Origin of the sequence: Pseudomonas shirazensis, assembly GCF_014268785.2 — a bacterium.
In the GTDB taxonomy this organism is placed as follows: Bacteria; Pseudomonadota; Gammaproteobacteria; order Pseudomonadales; family Pseudomonadaceae; genus Aquipseudomonas; species Aquipseudomonas shirazensis.
Genome location: NZ_JABWRD020000001.1, coordinates 319,226 through 335,701 on the forward strand (window position 1 = coordinate 319,226; position 16,476 = coordinate 335,701).

At 59.6% G+C, this 16,476-nt stretch carries 8 protein-coding genes and 3 pseudogenes; 4 read left to right on the forward strand and 7 right to left on the reverse strand.

Features of this window, described 5'->3' with window-relative positions; genetic code table 11:
• Positions 1 to 489: 489 nt before the first annotated feature.
• From HU736_RS01415 to HU736_RS01435, 5 genes are all read right to left on the reverse strand, one after another.
• Entirely contained in the window at positions 490 to 3,156 is a 2,667-nt protein-coding gene (locus HU736_RS01415; protein WP_186698801.1) for a T6SS effector BTH_I2691 family protein, read from the reverse strand.
• A gap of 22 nt (positions 3,157 to 3,178) precedes the next feature.
• Positions 3,179 to 4,045 carry a DUF4123 domain-containing protein gene (locus HU736_RS01420; RefSeq protein WP_186698803.1) on the reverse strand — a complete coding sequence of 289 codons (867 nt, stop codon included), beginning with the start codon at positions 4,043 to 4,045 and terminating at the stop codon, positions 3,179 to 3,181.
• Positions 4,045 to 6,225, reverse strand: coding sequence for a type VI secretion system Vgr family protein (locus tag HU736_RS01425; protein WP_186698805.1), 2,181 nt, complete (start codon positions 6,223 to 6,225; stop codon positions 4,045 to 4,047). The genes HU736_RS01420 and HU736_RS01425 overlap by 1 nt, the downstream gene beginning before the upstream one ends.
• 349 nt (positions 6,226 to 6,574) lie before the next feature.
• Complete coding sequence (locus HU736_RS01430) at positions 6,575 to 8,635, reverse strand: TonB-dependent receptor (protein WP_186698807.1); 2,061 nt, start codon at positions 8,633 to 8,635, stop codon at positions 6,575 to 6,577.
• A 79-nt stretch (positions 8,636 to 8,714) separates the two neighbouring features.
• Complete coding sequence (locus HU736_RS01435) at positions 8,715 to 9,119, reverse strand: DUF2946 family protein (protein ID WP_186698809.1); 405 nt, start codon at positions 9,117 to 9,119, stop codon at positions 8,715 to 8,717.
• Between the two features lie 201 nt (positions 9,120 to 9,320).
• On the opposite strand from HU736_RS01435, the pseudogene HU736_RS21715 reads away from it, so the two are divergent.
• Positions 9,321 to 9,503, forward strand: a pseudogene (locus HU736_RS21715) (hypothetical protein); the annotation flags it as partial.
• On the opposite strand, the gene HU736_RS01440 reads toward HU736_RS21715, so the two are convergent.
• Positions 9,481 to 11,403, reverse strand: coding sequence for an ATP-binding protein (locus tag HU736_RS01440; protein ID WP_186698812.1), 1,923 nt, complete (start codon positions 11,401 to 11,403; stop codon positions 9,481 to 9,483). The pseudogene HU736_RS21715 and the gene HU736_RS01440 sit on opposite strands and share 23 nt — an antisense overlap.
• 229 nt (positions 11,404 to 11,632) lie before the next feature.
• On the opposite strand from HU736_RS01440, the gene HU736_RS01445 reads away from it, so the two are divergent.
• The 3 genes and pseudogenes from HU736_RS01445 to HU736_RS22090 all read left to right on the forward strand — a co-directional run.
• On the forward strand, positions 11,633 to 13,417 hold the full coding sequence (locus HU736_RS01445) for a putative bifunctional diguanylate cyclase/phosphodiesterase (protein WP_258035077.1): 1,785 nt from the start codon (positions 11,633 to 11,635) through the stop codon (positions 13,415 to 13,417).
• Positions 13,418 to 13,597: 180 nt separating this feature from the next.
• Positions 13,598 to 14,284: pseudogene (locus HU736_RS22085) on the forward strand (PAS domain-containing protein); the annotation flags it as partial.
• Between the two features lie 99 nt (positions 14,285 to 14,383).
• Positions 14,384 to 14,836: pseudogene (locus HU736_RS22090) on the forward strand (methyl-accepting chemotaxis protein); the annotation flags it as partial.
• Positions 14,837 to 14,864: 28 nt separating this feature from the next.
• Here the strand turns inward: HU736_RS22090 and HU736_RS01455 are convergent.
• Positions 14,865 to 16,475, reverse strand: a complete 1,611-nt coding sequence (locus HU736_RS01455) for an ABC transporter ATP-binding protein (protein ID WP_186698814.1) — start codon at positions 16,473 to 16,475, stop codon at positions 14,865 to 14,867.
• Position 16,476: the final 1 nt, after the last annotated feature.

Sequence of the window (16,476 nt, forward strand, 5' to 3'; positions counted from 1 at the left end):
CTTGCTGTGTTGCCCGGTTGAAACGTATCAGCAAGTTTCGAGTAGTAAAAGATTCAAGTCGAGTTACTTGAAACCCATACCTAAAGTAGATGTAGTTTACAATCCCGCTGAATGCTGTCATTACGAAAGTTAGAAGGACTGAAATAGTTGAAGATGTGTGAGGTTTTACAATGTCCATGTACGCGAAGGTAGCGGCTGAAGCGGTCGTCGCGTAGATGACAGGTAATATGCCGGCCAGCGTCATGATAGTTATTATTCCTCGTTTTTCTTCTGATCCCCCACAGCGTATATCCATGTGGAATGCATTGTATGTGTACATGGGGTGTGGTGGTATAGGACGCTCGCTGACTGATTCAAAATGCAAATCGTCCAAGTCGCTTTGATACGGTCGGTGATTGTTGCCTGGGTGGGGCGAAGTAATACAAAGGTCTGTGTCGTTAATTGCTGATTTTTGGAGCGCTTTCCACCAGGTCCACTCGATTAGGTACATTAAACAACTCCTTGAAGCGCTTCAAAGAGTTCTGTCAGCTCCTTGGTCTCATCATAGACAGTCAAGGAGGTAGATATTTTTCGGTAAATTGAGCGCTTGCACCACTTCTCGAGAGCATCATCATCGAAAATGATAATGATGACCGTTACAAAGAACCCAATCCAGAATCCACCCAGAATCATACGGACGAGAAAGAGACGTGTGGCTTGGGAGCCAAGTTTAGATGCCAATCCGCTCATCCCACTAGCTAGGTAACGAACGAATTTGCTTGTGCTGTTGCGGGAAAGGTAATCAAAAAGTGGGCGGGCTATAGCGATGGCAGTGCCCAGCTCTGCAAAAGAAAGCGTAACCGTGGCCGCTCCCCGCGTAGCATATGCCGTCACCAATATCCTCGCGCGGGCTTCTATCTCAGTCGACGATGCCCCAAGTGCCTCCTGATGGTGTGTTCGCATGTCTACAAAATCCCACCACGAGATCATCAATCCGCCCATACCAGCTAAACTCGCACCCCAAAGCTTCAAGCGCCCCAGCGTCACTGCCGCACCCCTTCCAGTCACACTACTGCCGCCATACTTCGCCAGCACCTGATCCACATAACTGGCACCTATTTCAAACCCGGCCGCGGCGGTTGTCATAGCCATTGCCAGCATCTCTGCTTTAACCCGAGTGCTGCTGTCTGGCAGTTGCTGTGCCTTGTTCGCCATCAGCATCCCTTCCAACAGGCAAATTACCGCGGACGCGCGGACTTTGTAGAAGTCGCTGCGGTTGGCCTGTACCAAGCCCTCTGCCCATGCCTGATCCAGATAACGCGCAACCTGGCCGCCGCTGCGTTGCGGGTTCACTGCGTGACCGCTGCGTGCTGCATCGCCAAGACGAACTTCAACCGCTGTTTGGTGAACCGAAGCAAACAGGGTCAGGCGCAGGCCATGGTGCAGTGCGCGGTCGACGCTGTTGGGTGCCGCAGTACGCAGTACTTGGCGGCCGAGGAGAACAAACCATGCGTACAGGCCGATGCTGGCGGCGGCGCTTTGGCTTTGCAGTTGCTCGTAGAGTGTGTTGACGCGGTCAAAGGCGCTGGCGGCAGCAAGTGCTTGTTTGGTGACGGCTTCGGGCACTTCAAGGGACGATTGCGTTGCGGGAGCAGCTTTGGCGGCTTCAAGCAGTGCGGCAAGTTCTTCGCGGATGTCGTCCTGGTTGTAGCAGAGGGCGCGCATGATCAGGTTGCTGGGGTGCAGCCATCTACCGTGCCAGCATCGGTCGAGCACTCTGCTGCCCAGATCGCTTAGTTCCATACCGATCACGCACTGGCCGGTCTGCTCGGCAAATGCCAGGCCGCTGATCAGATCCTGGGTGTCGTAACTATCAAGGGCCTGCAAAAGGCGATCATCTTGCACCCAGAGGCAATGATCAAGGCTGCGCTCTTCTGCTATCTGTTGCGCGTGTTGCATCACCTCCTCAAAACGCTGAACCTGGCTGCGCATGGCCTTGCCATCCACCAAGGGGCCATACTTTTCATTGAATTTGTTCTCGAACTCGCCGTTGTCCAGACGCCCTTGTACCTCGGCGCGCAGCTCTTGTTCATACCGCCGCATCTGAGGTTCCATGCGTTGGTGGTGCTCTTCCGGGCTAACCGGATTTGCAGAGGTATGGTGCTCAACCAAGGCCATGGAGCTTAGGTGCGCTTCCTTGGCCATGAGCTTGGTCTGAACGATGTTCTCGGCCATCATCTGTGGGTAGAGCTTGGCCACCTCCAGAAATGACTGCGCCACCAGCAGCCGGCGCTCATTGTCTACCCCCGGTTCGACGGTGCGCTGCAGCCAGTTGCTTTTCACTTCGTCAACTGCCGCGTTGCGCCAGGCGTTGAGCTCTTGAGTAATGCCAATGGCATCGGCGATGACGATCGCAGCGCCGCGCGGCTTGACCTGGTTGACCGCTGGCGCCAGGGCTTGGTGAGAGGCATGCCGCGAAACGATCTGGTTGTAGTTGAAGGGCTGCAAATCCAGCAGTGCCTGGAGCTCGGGCTGACCCGCAGCCTTGAAGTCAACCACCCAGTCCAGCTGATCGTGTTTGATCACATGGGCTTGGTGGGGCGCCTCAGCTGGCTGAATGAGTTGGGCGATGTCAATCGCAGGCAAGTTGTTGCGGTACTCGGTCTCAAGCAGCCGGTAGTTGTCGAGCATGCGCGGCGTCAGCGGTGATGGACTGTATAGCGGGCGTAGCTCCTCGATATCATCCAGATCGTGCAGGGTGATGGTCCAGCCGAAACTGCGGATCATCTCTTCCAGGTTGCTCGCCATCGGCGCAGCCCACGGCGCATCGGCGCTGATGTACTGCAGCGAACCGTTGGCGGCAACGCGGTACTGGCTGTGCCACTCATGGGCTGATGCGCTGCGGCGTTTGAACAGCAGGTAGAAAAAACCTTCGCGCAGCGGGCGTATGGCATAGGTGGAGTGCTGTAGCTCGCCGACGTCCTGAAAAGGGCTCAGATGGCCGGGTAGTTGCGGCAATAGCGCGCGCTGAGCCGGGTTGCCACCAATTGCGGCATAGCGTAATGGCAGCAGTTCGAAGCGTCGGGTGCAGTTGGCGACCGGGCTGTTGGACAGAGCTGGCTTGTAGCCCGAGTTGATTCGTTGGCATAACGCGAGTGTTTCGACGAGTGAGTTCAAGGGGAGGCCTCAGTTTGGCTATCTACAGGCGAGCCTGAATATTGTCGTGGAGCGAGGAGTGTTCATCGCGGGTCTGTGCCACCGCGTCAGCCCAGTCTTGCAGTTCGCTGATGGCAGCACCGTAGCGGGCGATCAACAGGACATAGACGATCAAGTCATCGTCGCGGCTCAGGCCCTGCCTGCGGGCTTCTGCCAGGAAGTGCTGGATCAGGCCCAGGCGTGTGCCGTGGCACTCGTTGCTCAGCTTGGGACAGGTGTACTGCTTCTTCGTCATTTCGGCGATCTGATAGCTCAGTGGGTCGCCGGCCAGGGCCAGGCAGAAGGCTTGGTCGAGAACGAGGGGTGGCGTGGCGGCAGAAGATGGGCGATCAGCGCCGGCAATCGACGGCCATACCGTACCGGTAGGGGTGGGCTCTGCGAACCACCAGCGCTGAATCGGCGCCAGCCATTCGCTGACACCCGGCAGGTCGCGGCGTTTGTCCAGCGTGCGCAGCGCGGTAGCAGTATGCCAACGCAACAGGTAGCGATGACCATCTGCAGCAACGGCTATATTGGCCTGGCTTAGATGGGTGAGCAGTTGCGCGGGCTGCAGGGCGCTGACGATCCAGCCGCAGACTGCTATCGACGCGACCCTGGCCACGTTGTCCATAAAGCTGTGTTGAAAGGTGACGCCGTAGTCGGCTCTTGCACCGAACAGCCATGGGCCGCGGTCACGCAGATTACTGAACTGAGCTTGCTGCAACAGCGGCCAGCCGCAATCGCCATACATCCGCATCAGTTTTTCGCGGGCGGCCGGTGTGAGTCTGGCCATCTCGATGATGCCGCTTAGGCGGTAGCGACTGGAAATGCGCAGTTGTTCAACAAATTCTTTGTCTGGTGGCATTTGCATCAGTAAGCACCCTCCATTCGGACCAGGTTGTGGCCATCGGCGATGGCCTTGAGCAAGCAACTTAGGCAAATTGGCTCGCCAGGCTCGGCTACCCCGTTGGCTGAGGTGGTGTGCTGGCTACCCTGCGGCTGCTGGGCGATCGGCCCTTTGAAGGTCAAGCCGACGCCATTCAGGGTGATGCCTGCGCCATCTACCCGCAGCTGGCCGGCAGGGCTGGTTATGGTCAGACTCTCGGTGACCTGAATTTCATAGGTTCTGGTGGTGTGGCGGATCGCCTCGCCGGTTTGCAGGGTGCTGTGGCCACTGACGACCTGTTGGTGGTGGCCCCCAATGTTGACCAGGTGATTGGCTTTGATGGTGTCCTGACGGTGATTGCCGACGGACTCGATCCGGTCCTGGCCGATGACCACAGTTTGGCTGTGACCAATGCTTAGGCTGTCGTTGTTGCCGATCTCGTGCTGGCGGTCCTGGCCGATGGTCAGGCTTTCGTTGCGGGCAATGTACTCGCGACGGTCCTGGCCGACCGACAGGGTTTCATCGCGCCCGATCCGTTCGCTGCGATCGTTGCCGACCGAAGTGGTTTCATCGTGCTTGACGACGTTGTTCTGATCGCGCTCGGCATGAATGAAAACCTCCTGGCGGTCTAGCTCGTCCTCGAAGCGCAGTTCATTGAAGCCCCGACCCTTGTGGGTCTGACTCTTGATGGTCATGCGCGTCTTGTGTTCTGGCAGGTCATAGGGCGGCAGCTGATTACCGCAGTACGTGCGGCCGGTGATCATCGGCTGGTCAGGATCGCCGTTGACGTACTGGATGATAACGTCCTGGCCGATCCGCGGGATCGCCATCGAGCCCCAGCTACCACCGGCCCAGCCTTGTGACACGCGCACCCAGCAGGAGCTGAATTCGTTATCACGGCTCTCGCGATCCCAGGGAAAGCTGACCTTGACTCGGCCCCATTCGTCGCAGTAGATCTCTTCACCTGCAGGGCCGACCACGGTGGCCATGTGCGGGCCGTCGACACGTGGCCTGGGCAAAGACTCCGGGCGCCATTCGACTCGTCCCGGAACAAGCACTGCTGCCTGTTTGTATTCAGTGCCTCGCTCGGCGCCAGCACTTTCTTCTTCGAAACTGGTGAACTGGGTGCCCTCGTGCCGCGCACTGATGACGCGCCAATGCACATTAAGACTTGCCCGGGGGTGCTCGATCAGATTGAAGCTCAAGCCGGGTTGCAGGCGCGCGTCATCGCCAGCGACGTGAGCCAATCGCGCATCGTGGCGCAGTGCGTTGGCGCGGGTTTCGGTAAAGGGCTTGCCGGCGATATCACGCTTGTAGCGTCCCGGGTAGTCGAAGCGCTGGTAGACCGTGGCATTGGCTACGGCGTCGTAAGGCGTGGCGAAGTGTTCCTGGCGGTAGCGAGGGTTGGTGAAGGTATAGTCGCGCTGTACCTGCCGGTTGCTGCGGATCTGCTCGCTATATTCAAAACGGCGCAGGCAAGGTTGTGCTTGATCACCTCCGCTAAGTGAGTGGTAGAGCACCCCAATGGGGTCTTCAGGTTCATCTTCCCGAGGCGCGCGGTCGTTCTCCTCTTGCTTGATCGCACCGGCGCTGATCAAGCCCAACGCCAGCAGGCGATCGGTGATCAGCAAGCGGTGGTGCTGCGGGGTGTGTTCAAAGCGGTAGACGAAGCCTTCTTCAGCTGCCAGGCGAGCGATGAAGTCCAGGTCGGTCTCGCCTGCCTGGACGCAAAACTCGCGAACCTGATGCTCGAAACTGGTGCCCAACTGGTACTGCGTGATGCCCTGTCGTTCAAGCATGACTTCGAGGATCTGTACGACGCTTTTATGTTGGAAGATGCGCCAGTTCGAGCGCAGGCCGGCTCGGGCCAATTGGGGCTCGACCACTGCGCGGTAACGAGTGCGGTAGAACCCGGTTTCACCCTGGCTGAAGCTGCTGACCAACCCGTGTACGTAGCGTAACGGATGCTCGCCGCGCCACAGGGTGAACAGGACAGGCTGATCAAGCAGTTGTTTGAAGTCGAGCTCATCTTGATGACTGATCAGCTCAAGACTCAAGCGGAAAGGGCTGCTGACTGCTTCTTCGAGAATGAACGACATGACTTCGAAGGTCGCTTTGCCCGCGAGCGGCTGAAAGCTGAAACGTAGATCGGATTGACTGGGCATATTGATGTTTCCTCGTCTACCAGATAGCTGCGCCGCTTTAGTGCACAGAGCTGGTTGATTCGTCATGGCCACGAGCGTGAAAGCTGGGGCTGAACATTAACGAGGAATTGTTTTGCTGGGAATTTTTTGCTTCCTAAAGTCTTGTAGGATATTTCCGAAGATGAAACTTTTGAATGTTTCCGTTTTTTGCTAGCTGAGTTTAAGTCGTAGGCACTACAGGCAGTAGGGCGGCAGTTACACATAGCTAACGTCAATTAAAAATTGCAGAACCTGAGAGCGCATGCGTCATCAAGGACCGAAGTTCGGAAGCTGCCTTTGCAGGCCACTCCCGTCAGTTCCAATTTCTTTCCTAGAAGTCGACCGTCAACCCCGCATACGACGCTCGCCCATCACCAGGCGAGTGCAGTGAGTCTTTAGCCCCATCCGGGTCATACCAGGCATATTCGTAATAACGGTCGGTGAGGTTCTTGAGCTGCAGGTCAACGCTCAACGTCTCGGTGAACGTGTAAGTCGCGCCGATATTCATCAACACATAACCGCCATACGTACCTTGAGTGTTTTCCCGCTCAAGATAGTAGTTGGTCTGCCCATTCATCCACGCAGTCAACTGCAACGCTTGCGTCGCCTGGTAACTGATACCGGTATTCCACAAATGATGCGGAACATGGTCAATTTCCTTGCCTTTACTCTGTGGCAAGGCGCTACTCGGCTCGAGGATTTTCGAGTATTGCCATGAATACGAAGCCCACACTTCGGTGCGTTCGTCCGGGTGCAGGTTGACCTGCAGGTCGTAACCCCAGCGGCGGGTTTCACCAACGTTGTCGGACTCCCCGCTGGGGTCGTTGAGGCGGCGGCTGACTTCGCCGGTGGCGTCCTGGCGCCAGTAGGCGACGCGGCCATCAACCCAGCTGGCGGGGGTGAACTTCATGCCGGTTTCCCCGCCTTCGTTGATCGACGGTTGCAGGTCTTCATTGCGCGGCGGCACCTTGTAGGCCGCAGCGCCGCTGCCGACCTGGAACGTGCGGCCCCAGTTGGCGTAAAGGCTGGCGTACTTCCAGGGCGAATAGACCACACTGAGCTTGGGTTGCTTGATCAGCCCGTAGTCGTTGATGTCGGAGGTTTGCCCGGTGAGTTGGTTGGTGAAGTCGCCGCTGATCTTGTCGACGCGATAGGCCGGCACGATCTTCAGCGACTCGAACGGTTCGATCTCGGCCTGCACGTAAGCGCCGACCGTGTTGAAATCGAAGTCCTGGTCGCGGGTCTGTGCTTGGCGTACGCGCTGGACGGTGCGATAGCGCTCGCTGCGGTTGTTCTGCTTCTGCACGTCGCTGCCGCCTTCCAGGGCAAAGCTGTGCAGCCAGTCCACTTCTGGTCGCCAGGTCAGCGAGGTGAGGGCGCCGTACTGGGTTTCATAGGCATCACGCTCTTGCTGCGCGCTGGTGCGCCAGTACTGGGTCCAGCGCCGATCATCGAAAGTATTCAGGTAGGTCTTGGCCGACCAGGCGAGGGTCTCGGCCAGGTCGGTGTCGAAGTGCACGCTGAGCTGGTTCATGCGCCGGGTGCCTTTGTCGCTGGCGTTGAAGTCGTTGCTCAAGCGCGGGTGCTGGCGGGCATCGGCTTCGCTCAAGTAACCCGCTTCCTGTGCGTCGGCTTCGTAATGGCGGGCGCTAAGGCCGAGACGGTAGCTGCCGTCGTCGGGGGTATAGAACCACTTGCCGCTGAAGCTGTAGCGCTCGGTATCTGCATGCTCGCGGTAGCCGTCGACCTGCTGGCGGGCGAAGAAGTAGTTCTGCGTCCAGTTGCTGGTTTCGATGCCCTTGGCCAGTTGCACTTCGCGGGTATTGAAGCTGCCGTAGCGCAGGCGCGCCTTGTTGTAGTTGCCGCCGCTGCGAGTGTTGATATTGACGTTGCCGGCGATGTTGTTGAGGCCATAGCGCGGATCGCTGGTACCGCGCACGACCTCGACGCTGTCGATGTCCAGCGGGAATACCGAGTCGATGAAGGGCATGTTGCCGTCATTGGTATTGCTCGGGATGCCGTCGATCAGCAGCTTTACGGCGTTGACTTCGCCTTCCCCATTGAAGCCGCGAAACGACAACTTGCCCGAGGTGGTGCCTTGGTTGAAGCCGGTGAGCATCACGCCCGGTGCACGGTTGAACAGCTCCCAGCTGTAGGCAACGGGCATTTTCTCGAGAATGTCGCCGCCAAGAATATCTACTGAACTGAGCACACTGCTGGTCGCCAGCGGCCCGCTACTGGTGCCGGAGACGGTAACGGCGCCGAGAGTCAGGGTGGAATTGTCGGTAGGCACAGCCTGAGCAATGGCTTGGGACAGTGGGCAGAGCGTGGCGGCACAGGTAATGGCAAGCACGGGCACGACGCTACGTGCAGTACGAAGGTACGCAGGCATGAATAAAGGTTCCTGACAGAAAAGTCGGAGACGACCGTGCTGCGCAGTTCGCGCGCACGATCATTTGCTTGGCGACGATTCAGGTCAGCGGCGGGGCGCGTGGGGTGAGGTTCGGCCACTGCTGGCGCGGCAGCGGCAACTCCGGCCGCTGGCCGAGCAACAGGGCGTCTGACCAGAAGCGTGGCAACAGGTGTTTGAAGTAGGCGCCTGGCAGCGCCGCTTGGCCGGTATGGCCACAGCAGCAATCACCGGCCTGGGGCTTGATCTCGCCGTGCCCGGAGAAGTCTGGCAACTCCAGCTTGAGTTGCGCCAGCACCGACCTGGGCAAATTCTGCCCGCCATGCAGGCTGCAGAAGCTGCCGAAGATCAGCGATTCATCCAGGGCGGGCTCACGCAGGGCACGCTCGAGCGGCATCGCCAGCAGGTTGAACAACACTGCGCAACAGGCGAGTAGCAAGAGGTAAGGGTGCAGGCGTGACCGCATCGGCGTTACCAGAAAAGTAGGCGCGCATTAAGCCGCATCTGGCTGGGCCTGTAAAAGTGTCTTGATGCGCTATGTTGTCACGGGTGAGCGCGATTGGTGCAGGCATGCTCCATGCAAAGCCAGGCGTCGAGCGCTCGACACAGGCGACCACTGCGCAGACAATCATGCCTGCCGGCATCGGCTGTGCCCTGGAGCAAACGCCAAGTGCCCAAAGCGGTCGTCAACCACGCCTCTCGCAAGGTTTCGCTACACGAGGGCATGCGCCTGGTAGCCAGGCACGATGGGGATTATGTGAGCGGGCCGATGCAGACCGAGATCTGGGAGCTGACGTACAGCGAGTGGCTCGACAGCTGCAAACAGGCTAAGCGCCAGCCGGTGAGTTGAGCAAATGCTCAACGCTGGCCCTGAGCTGCTCGATGGTGAACGGTTTGGCCAGCAACCGCGACTGCTCCTGCCGCTCAGGGCTGCCGTTCGCGGTATCTACGCAACCTGAGATGAACAGCACCTTGAGTGTTGGCCGTACTGCCCAGGCGGCTTCGGCGATTTTGTGTCCGCTGCTGCCACCGGGCAAGATCAGGTCAGTAACGATCAGCTTCAGATCAGGCAACTCGGCGATACGCTGCACGACCTGATCAGCGCTGGGCATTTCAGCCACTTCAAAACCAGCCTCGTGCAGGGCTTCACCTACCAGCTCACGAATGGCAACTTCATCGTCGATGACCATCGCCGTACCGCGACTGCTGCTGGCTGCCGCTGGCTGCAGAGTTGCCTGCAGGTCTTTCGCTACAGGGGCGCTGCCTTCGTGAACCGGCAGGAACAGGCACACCGCGGTGCCTTTGCCCAGCTCTGACTCAATACGAACAGCCCCGCCGGCCTGGCGTGCGAAGTCCTCGACCATCGACAGCCCAAGCCCGGTCCCGGAGCCCAGCGGTTTGGTGGTGAAAAACGGCTCCAGCGCGCGCTCGACGATGCTCGCCGGCATGCCCATGCCGGTGTCCGCCACGCAGATCCGTACATAGTCACCCGCTTGCACATGCAGAGCGCCCGGGTCGGTCAGCGCCAGCGTACTGACCTCGATTCGCAGCCTGCCGCCTTGAGGCATTGCGTCACGCGCGTTGATGCACAGGTTGAGCAGGGCGTTCTCGAGTTGGTGGGCATCACAGTGGCACAGCGTGGGTGCGCCAGGGGCAAGCAGTTCGATGTTGATCAGCGGCGTCAGCGTGCGCGCAATCAACTCTTCCATGTTCTTTATCAACACCGCCGGATCGACGCTTGCAGCAACCAAAGGCTGTTTTCTGGCATACGCCAGCAGCCGATGGGTCAGTGAACTGGCTCGTAGCGTGGCGTTTCGGGCGAGGGTGACATAGCGCTCGATCCCTGACAGGCGGCCTTGGGCGATGCGTTGTTCGATCATGTCCTGGCTGCCGCTGATGATCGTCAACAGGTTGTTGAAGTCATGGGCTAAGCCTCCGGTCAATTGCCCCAGCGACTCCATTTTCTGACTCTGCTGCAGCTGCGAACGGACTTGATCGAAGGCCAGCTGGCGCTCGCGGTACAGTGTGACATCGCGGGCCACGGCAAAAAACCGACCCTGGCGGCCGGTGATACGCCAGTTGAGCAGCAGAGGCTGGCCGTTGCTGCGTACGCTTTGCGTGTCGAGCTCGGCAATCTGTCGATCATGCAGGTTGCGCACGGCGTCGGATAATTGCGCAGGCGAAATATAGCTGTAGAACGCGCCATCTTTGAGCTGCTGCTCGGTCCAGCCGGTCTCGGCCTGCCAGGCCGGGTTCATCGCCAGCACTTCACCCTGTGCCGACAAGGTGCAGATCAGGTCGGGGGACAGTTTCCAGATGTCATCGCGCTCATCGGTACGCCGCTCGACTTCGTCCTCAAGGTTTTGATTGAGCCGGTCCAGTGCTCTGATGCTGCGCCGAAACAGCGCGCACACCACTGCCATTCCCAGCGTGACCAGGCCAAAACTCAGGCTGTTGATCCAGTCGGTCCAGTCGGCGCCAAAGCCGACCGGCCCGATGAAGCAATATTGTGCCGTCAGCACTGCCATGATGCATCCCAGTACCGCTGGCCCCGCGCCAAACCAGAAGCCGATGAACATCAGCCCCGGAATGAAGAACAGGTAGGGCAAGGCTGTAGCGGGCAGTTGCGCTCGCGCGTAAGCGCACGCCACGACCACCACTACGGTGCCCAGGTAGCGCAGTGCAGGCGAGAGCTGCTTGCGCTCCAGGCGCAGCAGGGCAGCGGCGGTCAATCTAGGCAAACGGGTCAAAAAACACTCCGAACAGTGGTAGCCAGGCATGCAGGTAACAGGGCGTGTATAGCGCTAAAGGACTGCTTTAGGCGTTTTCCCGGACTGATAGGCTAGTTACGCCTGGTCGTCCAATAGTTTTTTTTACGGTCGGCCGGTGCGAGGTTTGATTGTCCTGGCGCGCTCGGGCTGACTAAGCTGGCAATGTGCCTCATAGGTGAGTCTTTTGGATAGTGCTACAGGAGTTACGGTGGGTAATTCGACAATTATGCACGATGAGCGGTTGCGTCTGGCCGAGGTCGATCGACTGACGTCCGACCTGGTCAGTGGCTCGGACCCGGTGCTGAACAGTGTCGTGGCGATGCTCTGTGGCCATTTTGAGGTGCCTACCGCGCTGGTCAGCATCATCGACCGCAACTATCAGGTGTTCAAAGCGCGGGTAGGCATGGTCGCCGAGCGCACGCCCAGAGAGATGTCGTTCTGTGCCCTTGAACTTGAGCAGGATACTGTGCTGGAAATCTGCGACGCCTTGACCGATGCGCGCACTATCGATAACCCGCTGGTGCAGGGTGACCCCTACATTCGCTACTACGCTGGCGCACCGCTGGTGATCAAGCCAGGGCTGAGCCTGGGGCGGCTGTGCATCATCGACCAGGCGGCACGTCCGTCGTTGTCCGAGCGCGACCAGGCGCTGTTGCGCAGCGCGGCGCAGATTGTTGTCTCGCGGTTGCAGTCGATCCATGAGCAACATTTCTACGACAGTATGACCGGCTTGCCCAACCGGCGCCGTTTCGAAGCCGACTTCGCCGGCTGCGCCAGCGTCGCTGGCCAGGTCGCAGTGTTCATCGAGCCCATTTCAGCAGCCGGCATGGACCGCCTGGTGAAGGCACTGGGCATCGAGTTTTTCGCAAGCTTCATGCTGGCCGTGAAAGAGGCCTTGCTGGCAGCCCTGCCGCCGGGGTCGCGCCTGTACCGCCCGAGCACGCTAGGTTTTCTGACCCTGATCGAATGCAATGACATGGCCTCATTGCCGGCCAGGCTTGGCGCTATCGTTGCTGCGCTGAGTGGGCCGTTGCACAGCGGCAATGTGCCGGTGTTCGCCGATGTCGGCATGAGCGTGCTCGAGCCGGGTGGAGGCACCGATGCATCGCTGGATACCCTGCGTTTGATGGCGAGCATGACCGATGCGGCGCGCCGCAGCGAACGACGCTGGCTGGTCTATGACCCGCTGGTCGATACCAGCCAGCGCCGCAGTACGGCCTTGCTCAACGCTCTGGAACCGGCGCTGGTAGCTGCCGACCAACTTCGTCTGGTCTATCAGCCAAGGGTTGATCTCAACAGCAAACGCTGCGTGGCAGTAGAAGCGCTGTTGCGCTGGAAGCATCCGACCATGGGCGAAATCAGCCCGGCTGAATTCATCCCATTGGCTGAAACCACAGCTTCGATTCGCGGCATTACCCGTTGGGTGATCTGGCATGTCTGTCAGCAAATGCGCAGGTGGCGGGCGGAGGGGCTGCAGATGACCGTGTCGCTGAACATCTCCGCGCTGGATCTCGCCGATGGGCACCTGTTCGAGTACCTGAGCCGTACGCTCGGCGAGTTCGGCGTGGACCCGCGGCGCATCGAGCTTGAGTTTACCGAAAGCGCTCTGGTCACTGACTTCGACCAGGTGCAGCAACAGCTTCAGCGTTTTCGCACACTCGGGGTGGCGATTGGCATCGATGACTTCGGCAGCGGCTACAGCAACTGGGTGTACCTGCGCATCATCCCGGCCACCAGCGTCAAGCTTGATCGCTCGCTGCTGGCCAACCTGCAGCCGGGCAACAACGAATGGCACATTATTCGCGGGCTGGTCAGCTTGCTGCGCGACCTGCGCCTGACGGTGGTGGCCGAAGGTATCGAGACCGACCTGCACCACCATTTGTTGCGTGGCTGGGGCTGTGAGCAGGGCCAGGGCTATTTTTACGCGAAGCCGATGCCGCCCGCAGAACTTGAAACCTGGCTGCAGAAGGACTGCTGCGTGCCGATGACCTGACAAGGACGATGTTTAATCTCACGGCTGCACCTGCAAGATCGTCGACAACCCCCTGCCATTTCGGCCGCGTCGCTAACCACCGAGAACACCATGTTCAACTCAAAGCTAAAAAACCAGCTACAGCGACTGCAGGACGAAATAGACGCGCTGCAGCGCGCGCAGGCCGCGAGAACTGACGAGATGTTGGAAATAACGGTTGATCGGAACCTGCTCATCACAGCGGTCAATCGCAACTTTGCTCGATGGGTTGGGCGTGAACAGTCGCAATTGCTTGGGCAATCGCTGGCTAGCATCGCGCCCAGCTATGTCAAAGAGTTGCCATGCTTCAAGGACTTTCAGCAGGCCATGAGCACTGGCACCGGGGCCAGCGACGAGTATCGCTATATCACCGCCGACGGCAGGATGGTCTGGATGAGAGCGGCCTGGTGCCCGGTCAAGTCAGCAGCGGGTGCCGTTACCCATATGTCGGCCTACGGCACCGAGGTAACCGCGAGCATCGATAAGGCGCGTGAAAACGACGAGTTCATCAAGGCGCTGTACCGCTCGACCGCGGTCATCGAGTTTGAGCTGGACGGTACTATCGTTGCTGCCAACGACAACTTCTTGAGGACGGTGAACTATTCGCTGGCAGAGATCGTGGGCAAACATCACCGTATTTTCTGTGACCCCAACTATGTCAACTCGCCTGCCTACCAGCAGCTATGGCGCAGCCTCAACGAGGGGCAGTTCGTCGCCGAGCGCTTCCTGCGCTTTGACAAGTCAGGGCGCGAGCTCTGGCTGGAAGCATCCTACAACCCGGTGCGCGACACCCGTGGCCAGCTCTACAAGATCGTCAAATTCGCGATCGATATCAGCGAGCAGGTCAAGCATGAGCAGGAGGTCAGCGCGGCCGCCGGGGTTGCCTATGACGTTTCTCGCAAAACCGATGACTCGGCGAGAAGGGGGGCGGTGGCCGTAAAGGATACCGTCGAGACCATGAACCGTATCGTCTCGCAGGTCTCCACGGCCTCCGCTGGGGTCGAGGCGCTGGGGCAGCAGTCGCAGTTGATCACATCGATTGTTTCCACCATCGGCGGCATTGCCCAGCAGACCAACCTGCTCGCCCTCAATGCGGCTATCGAAGCCGCGCGCGCAGGCGAGCAAGGTCGGGGCTTTGCCGTGGTGGCCGATGAGGTGAGGAAGCTGGCCGGACGCACCAGTGCCGCCACTCAGGAAATCGTAGAAGTGGTGCAGAAAAACAACGCTCTTGTGGAGGCCGCAGTGGTCAGCATGGGTGAAAGCACGCATCAGGCTGAAATCGGCCTGGCGCTGGCCAGCCAGGCCGGCCATGTCATCACTGAAATTCAGACGGGTGCGCAGGAAGTGGTGACAGCGGTCGGCCGATTCTCATCGCAGATTGCCGGGCAGTCACACCCGTGAAAGCGTGACCGGTAGCGCCGGCACGCCATCAGGCAGCCGGCTCGACCTCCAGAAACGCCGCTTCCAGCAGCTGCCGGGTGTAGGGATGCTGCGGCGCATGGAAGATCTCCCGCGCGTCACCTTGTTCCACCACCTGCCCCTGTTTGATCACCATCAGCTGATGACTCAGCGCCTTGACCACCGCCAGGTCATGACTGATGAACAGGTAGGTCAGGTTGTATTTGAGCTGCAACGAACGCAACAGCTCCACTACCTGCCGCTGCACGGTGCGGTCAAGCGCCGAGGTCGGCTCGTCGAGCAGAATCAACGCCGGTTTGAGCACCAGCGCGCGAGCGATGGCGATGCGTTGACGCTGACCACCGGAGAACTCATGGGGGTAGCGGTGGCGGGTGGCCGGATCGAGGCCTACTTCCTGCAGCGCGGCAATGATCGCCGCCTCTTGTTCCTGGGCGGTGCCGATGCGATGAATGCGCAGGCCTTCGCCGACGATATCGGCGACACTCATGCGCGGGCTGAGGCTGCCGAACGGGTCCTGGAACACCACCTGCATTTCTCGCCGCAGCGGCCGTACCTCCTGCTGGTTCATGCCCTGCAGGTTTTGCCCGTGAAAACGGATGTCGCCCTGGCTCGAGATCAGCCGCAGGATCGCCAGGCCCAAAGTCGATTTGCCCGAGCCGCTTTCGCCAACGATGCCCAGGGTCTGCCCTTGGGGCAGGCTGAAATTGATCCCGTCGACTGCCTTGACGTAGTCTACCGTGCGCCGCAGCAGGCCTTTCTTGATCGGGAACCAGACGCGCAGATCATCCACCTCCAGCAGCGGCGCCCCGAGCGGGTTGGCCGCAGGCTGGCCGCTGGGTTCGGCGTTGATCAGCATCTGCGTGTAGGGATGCTGCGGGGCGGTGAACAGCGTCGTGCACTCGGCCTGCTCGACGATCTTGCCTTGCTGCATCACGCAAACACGGTGTGCGATGCGCCTTACCAGGTTGAGGTCATGGCTGATCAGCAGCAGGGCCATGCCCAGTCGTGCCTGCAGCTCTTTGAGCAGATCGAGAATCTTCAGCTGTACGGTGACGTCGAGCGCAGTGGTCGGCTCATCGGCGATCAGCAGTTCCGGCTCGTTGGCCAGGGCCATGGCAATCATCACCCGCTGGCGCTGGCCGCCGGACAACTCATGCGGCAGCGCCTTGAGGCGCTTGTGCGGTTCAGGGATGCCGACCAGGTCGAGCAGTTCCAAGGTGCGCGCCGTCGCCTGCTTGCCGGTCAAACCCTTGTGCAGGAGAAGTATCTCGTTGATCTGCTTCTCGATGCAGTGCAGCGGGTTGAGCGAGGTCATCGGCTCCTGGAAGATCATTGCGATGCGGTTGCCACGGATGCGCTGCATCGGCTTTTCGCCAAGCTTGAGCATGTCCTTGCCACCATACTCGATGCTGCCACTGGGGTGGCGCGCAAGCGGGTAGGGCAACAGGCGCAGGATCGAGTGGGCAGTGACCGACTTGCCCGAGCCGCTCTCGCCGACCAGGGCCAGGGTCTCGCCCTTACGGATGTCGAAACTGATGCCATCGACCACGCGGTTGATCTGGTCACCGCTGAGGAACTCGACCGCAAGATCACGGACTTCGATCAGGTTGGGTTCGCTCATG

Coding starts and splice junctions, on each gene's coding strand:
- HU736_RS01435 (WP_186698809.1), bottom strand. CDS start 9,119: ATGCGGTCACGCCTGCACCCTTACCTCTTGCTACTCGCCTGTTGCGCA.
- HU736_RS01430 (WP_186698807.1), bottom strand. CDS start 8,635: ATGCCTGCGTACCTTCGTACTGCACGTAGCGTCGTGCCCGTGCTTGCC.
- HU736_RS01420 (WP_186698803.1), bottom strand. CDS start 4,045: ATGCAAATGCCACCAGACAAAGAATTTGTTGAACAACTGCGCATTTCC.
- HU736_RS01455 (WP_186698814.1), bottom strand. CDS start 16,475: ATGAGCGAACCCAACCTGATCGAAGTCCGTGATCTTGCGGTCGAGTTC.
- HU736_RS01425 (WP_186698805.1), bottom strand. CDS start 6,225: ATGCCCAGTCAATCCGATCTACGTTTCAGCTTTCAGCCGCTCGCGGGC.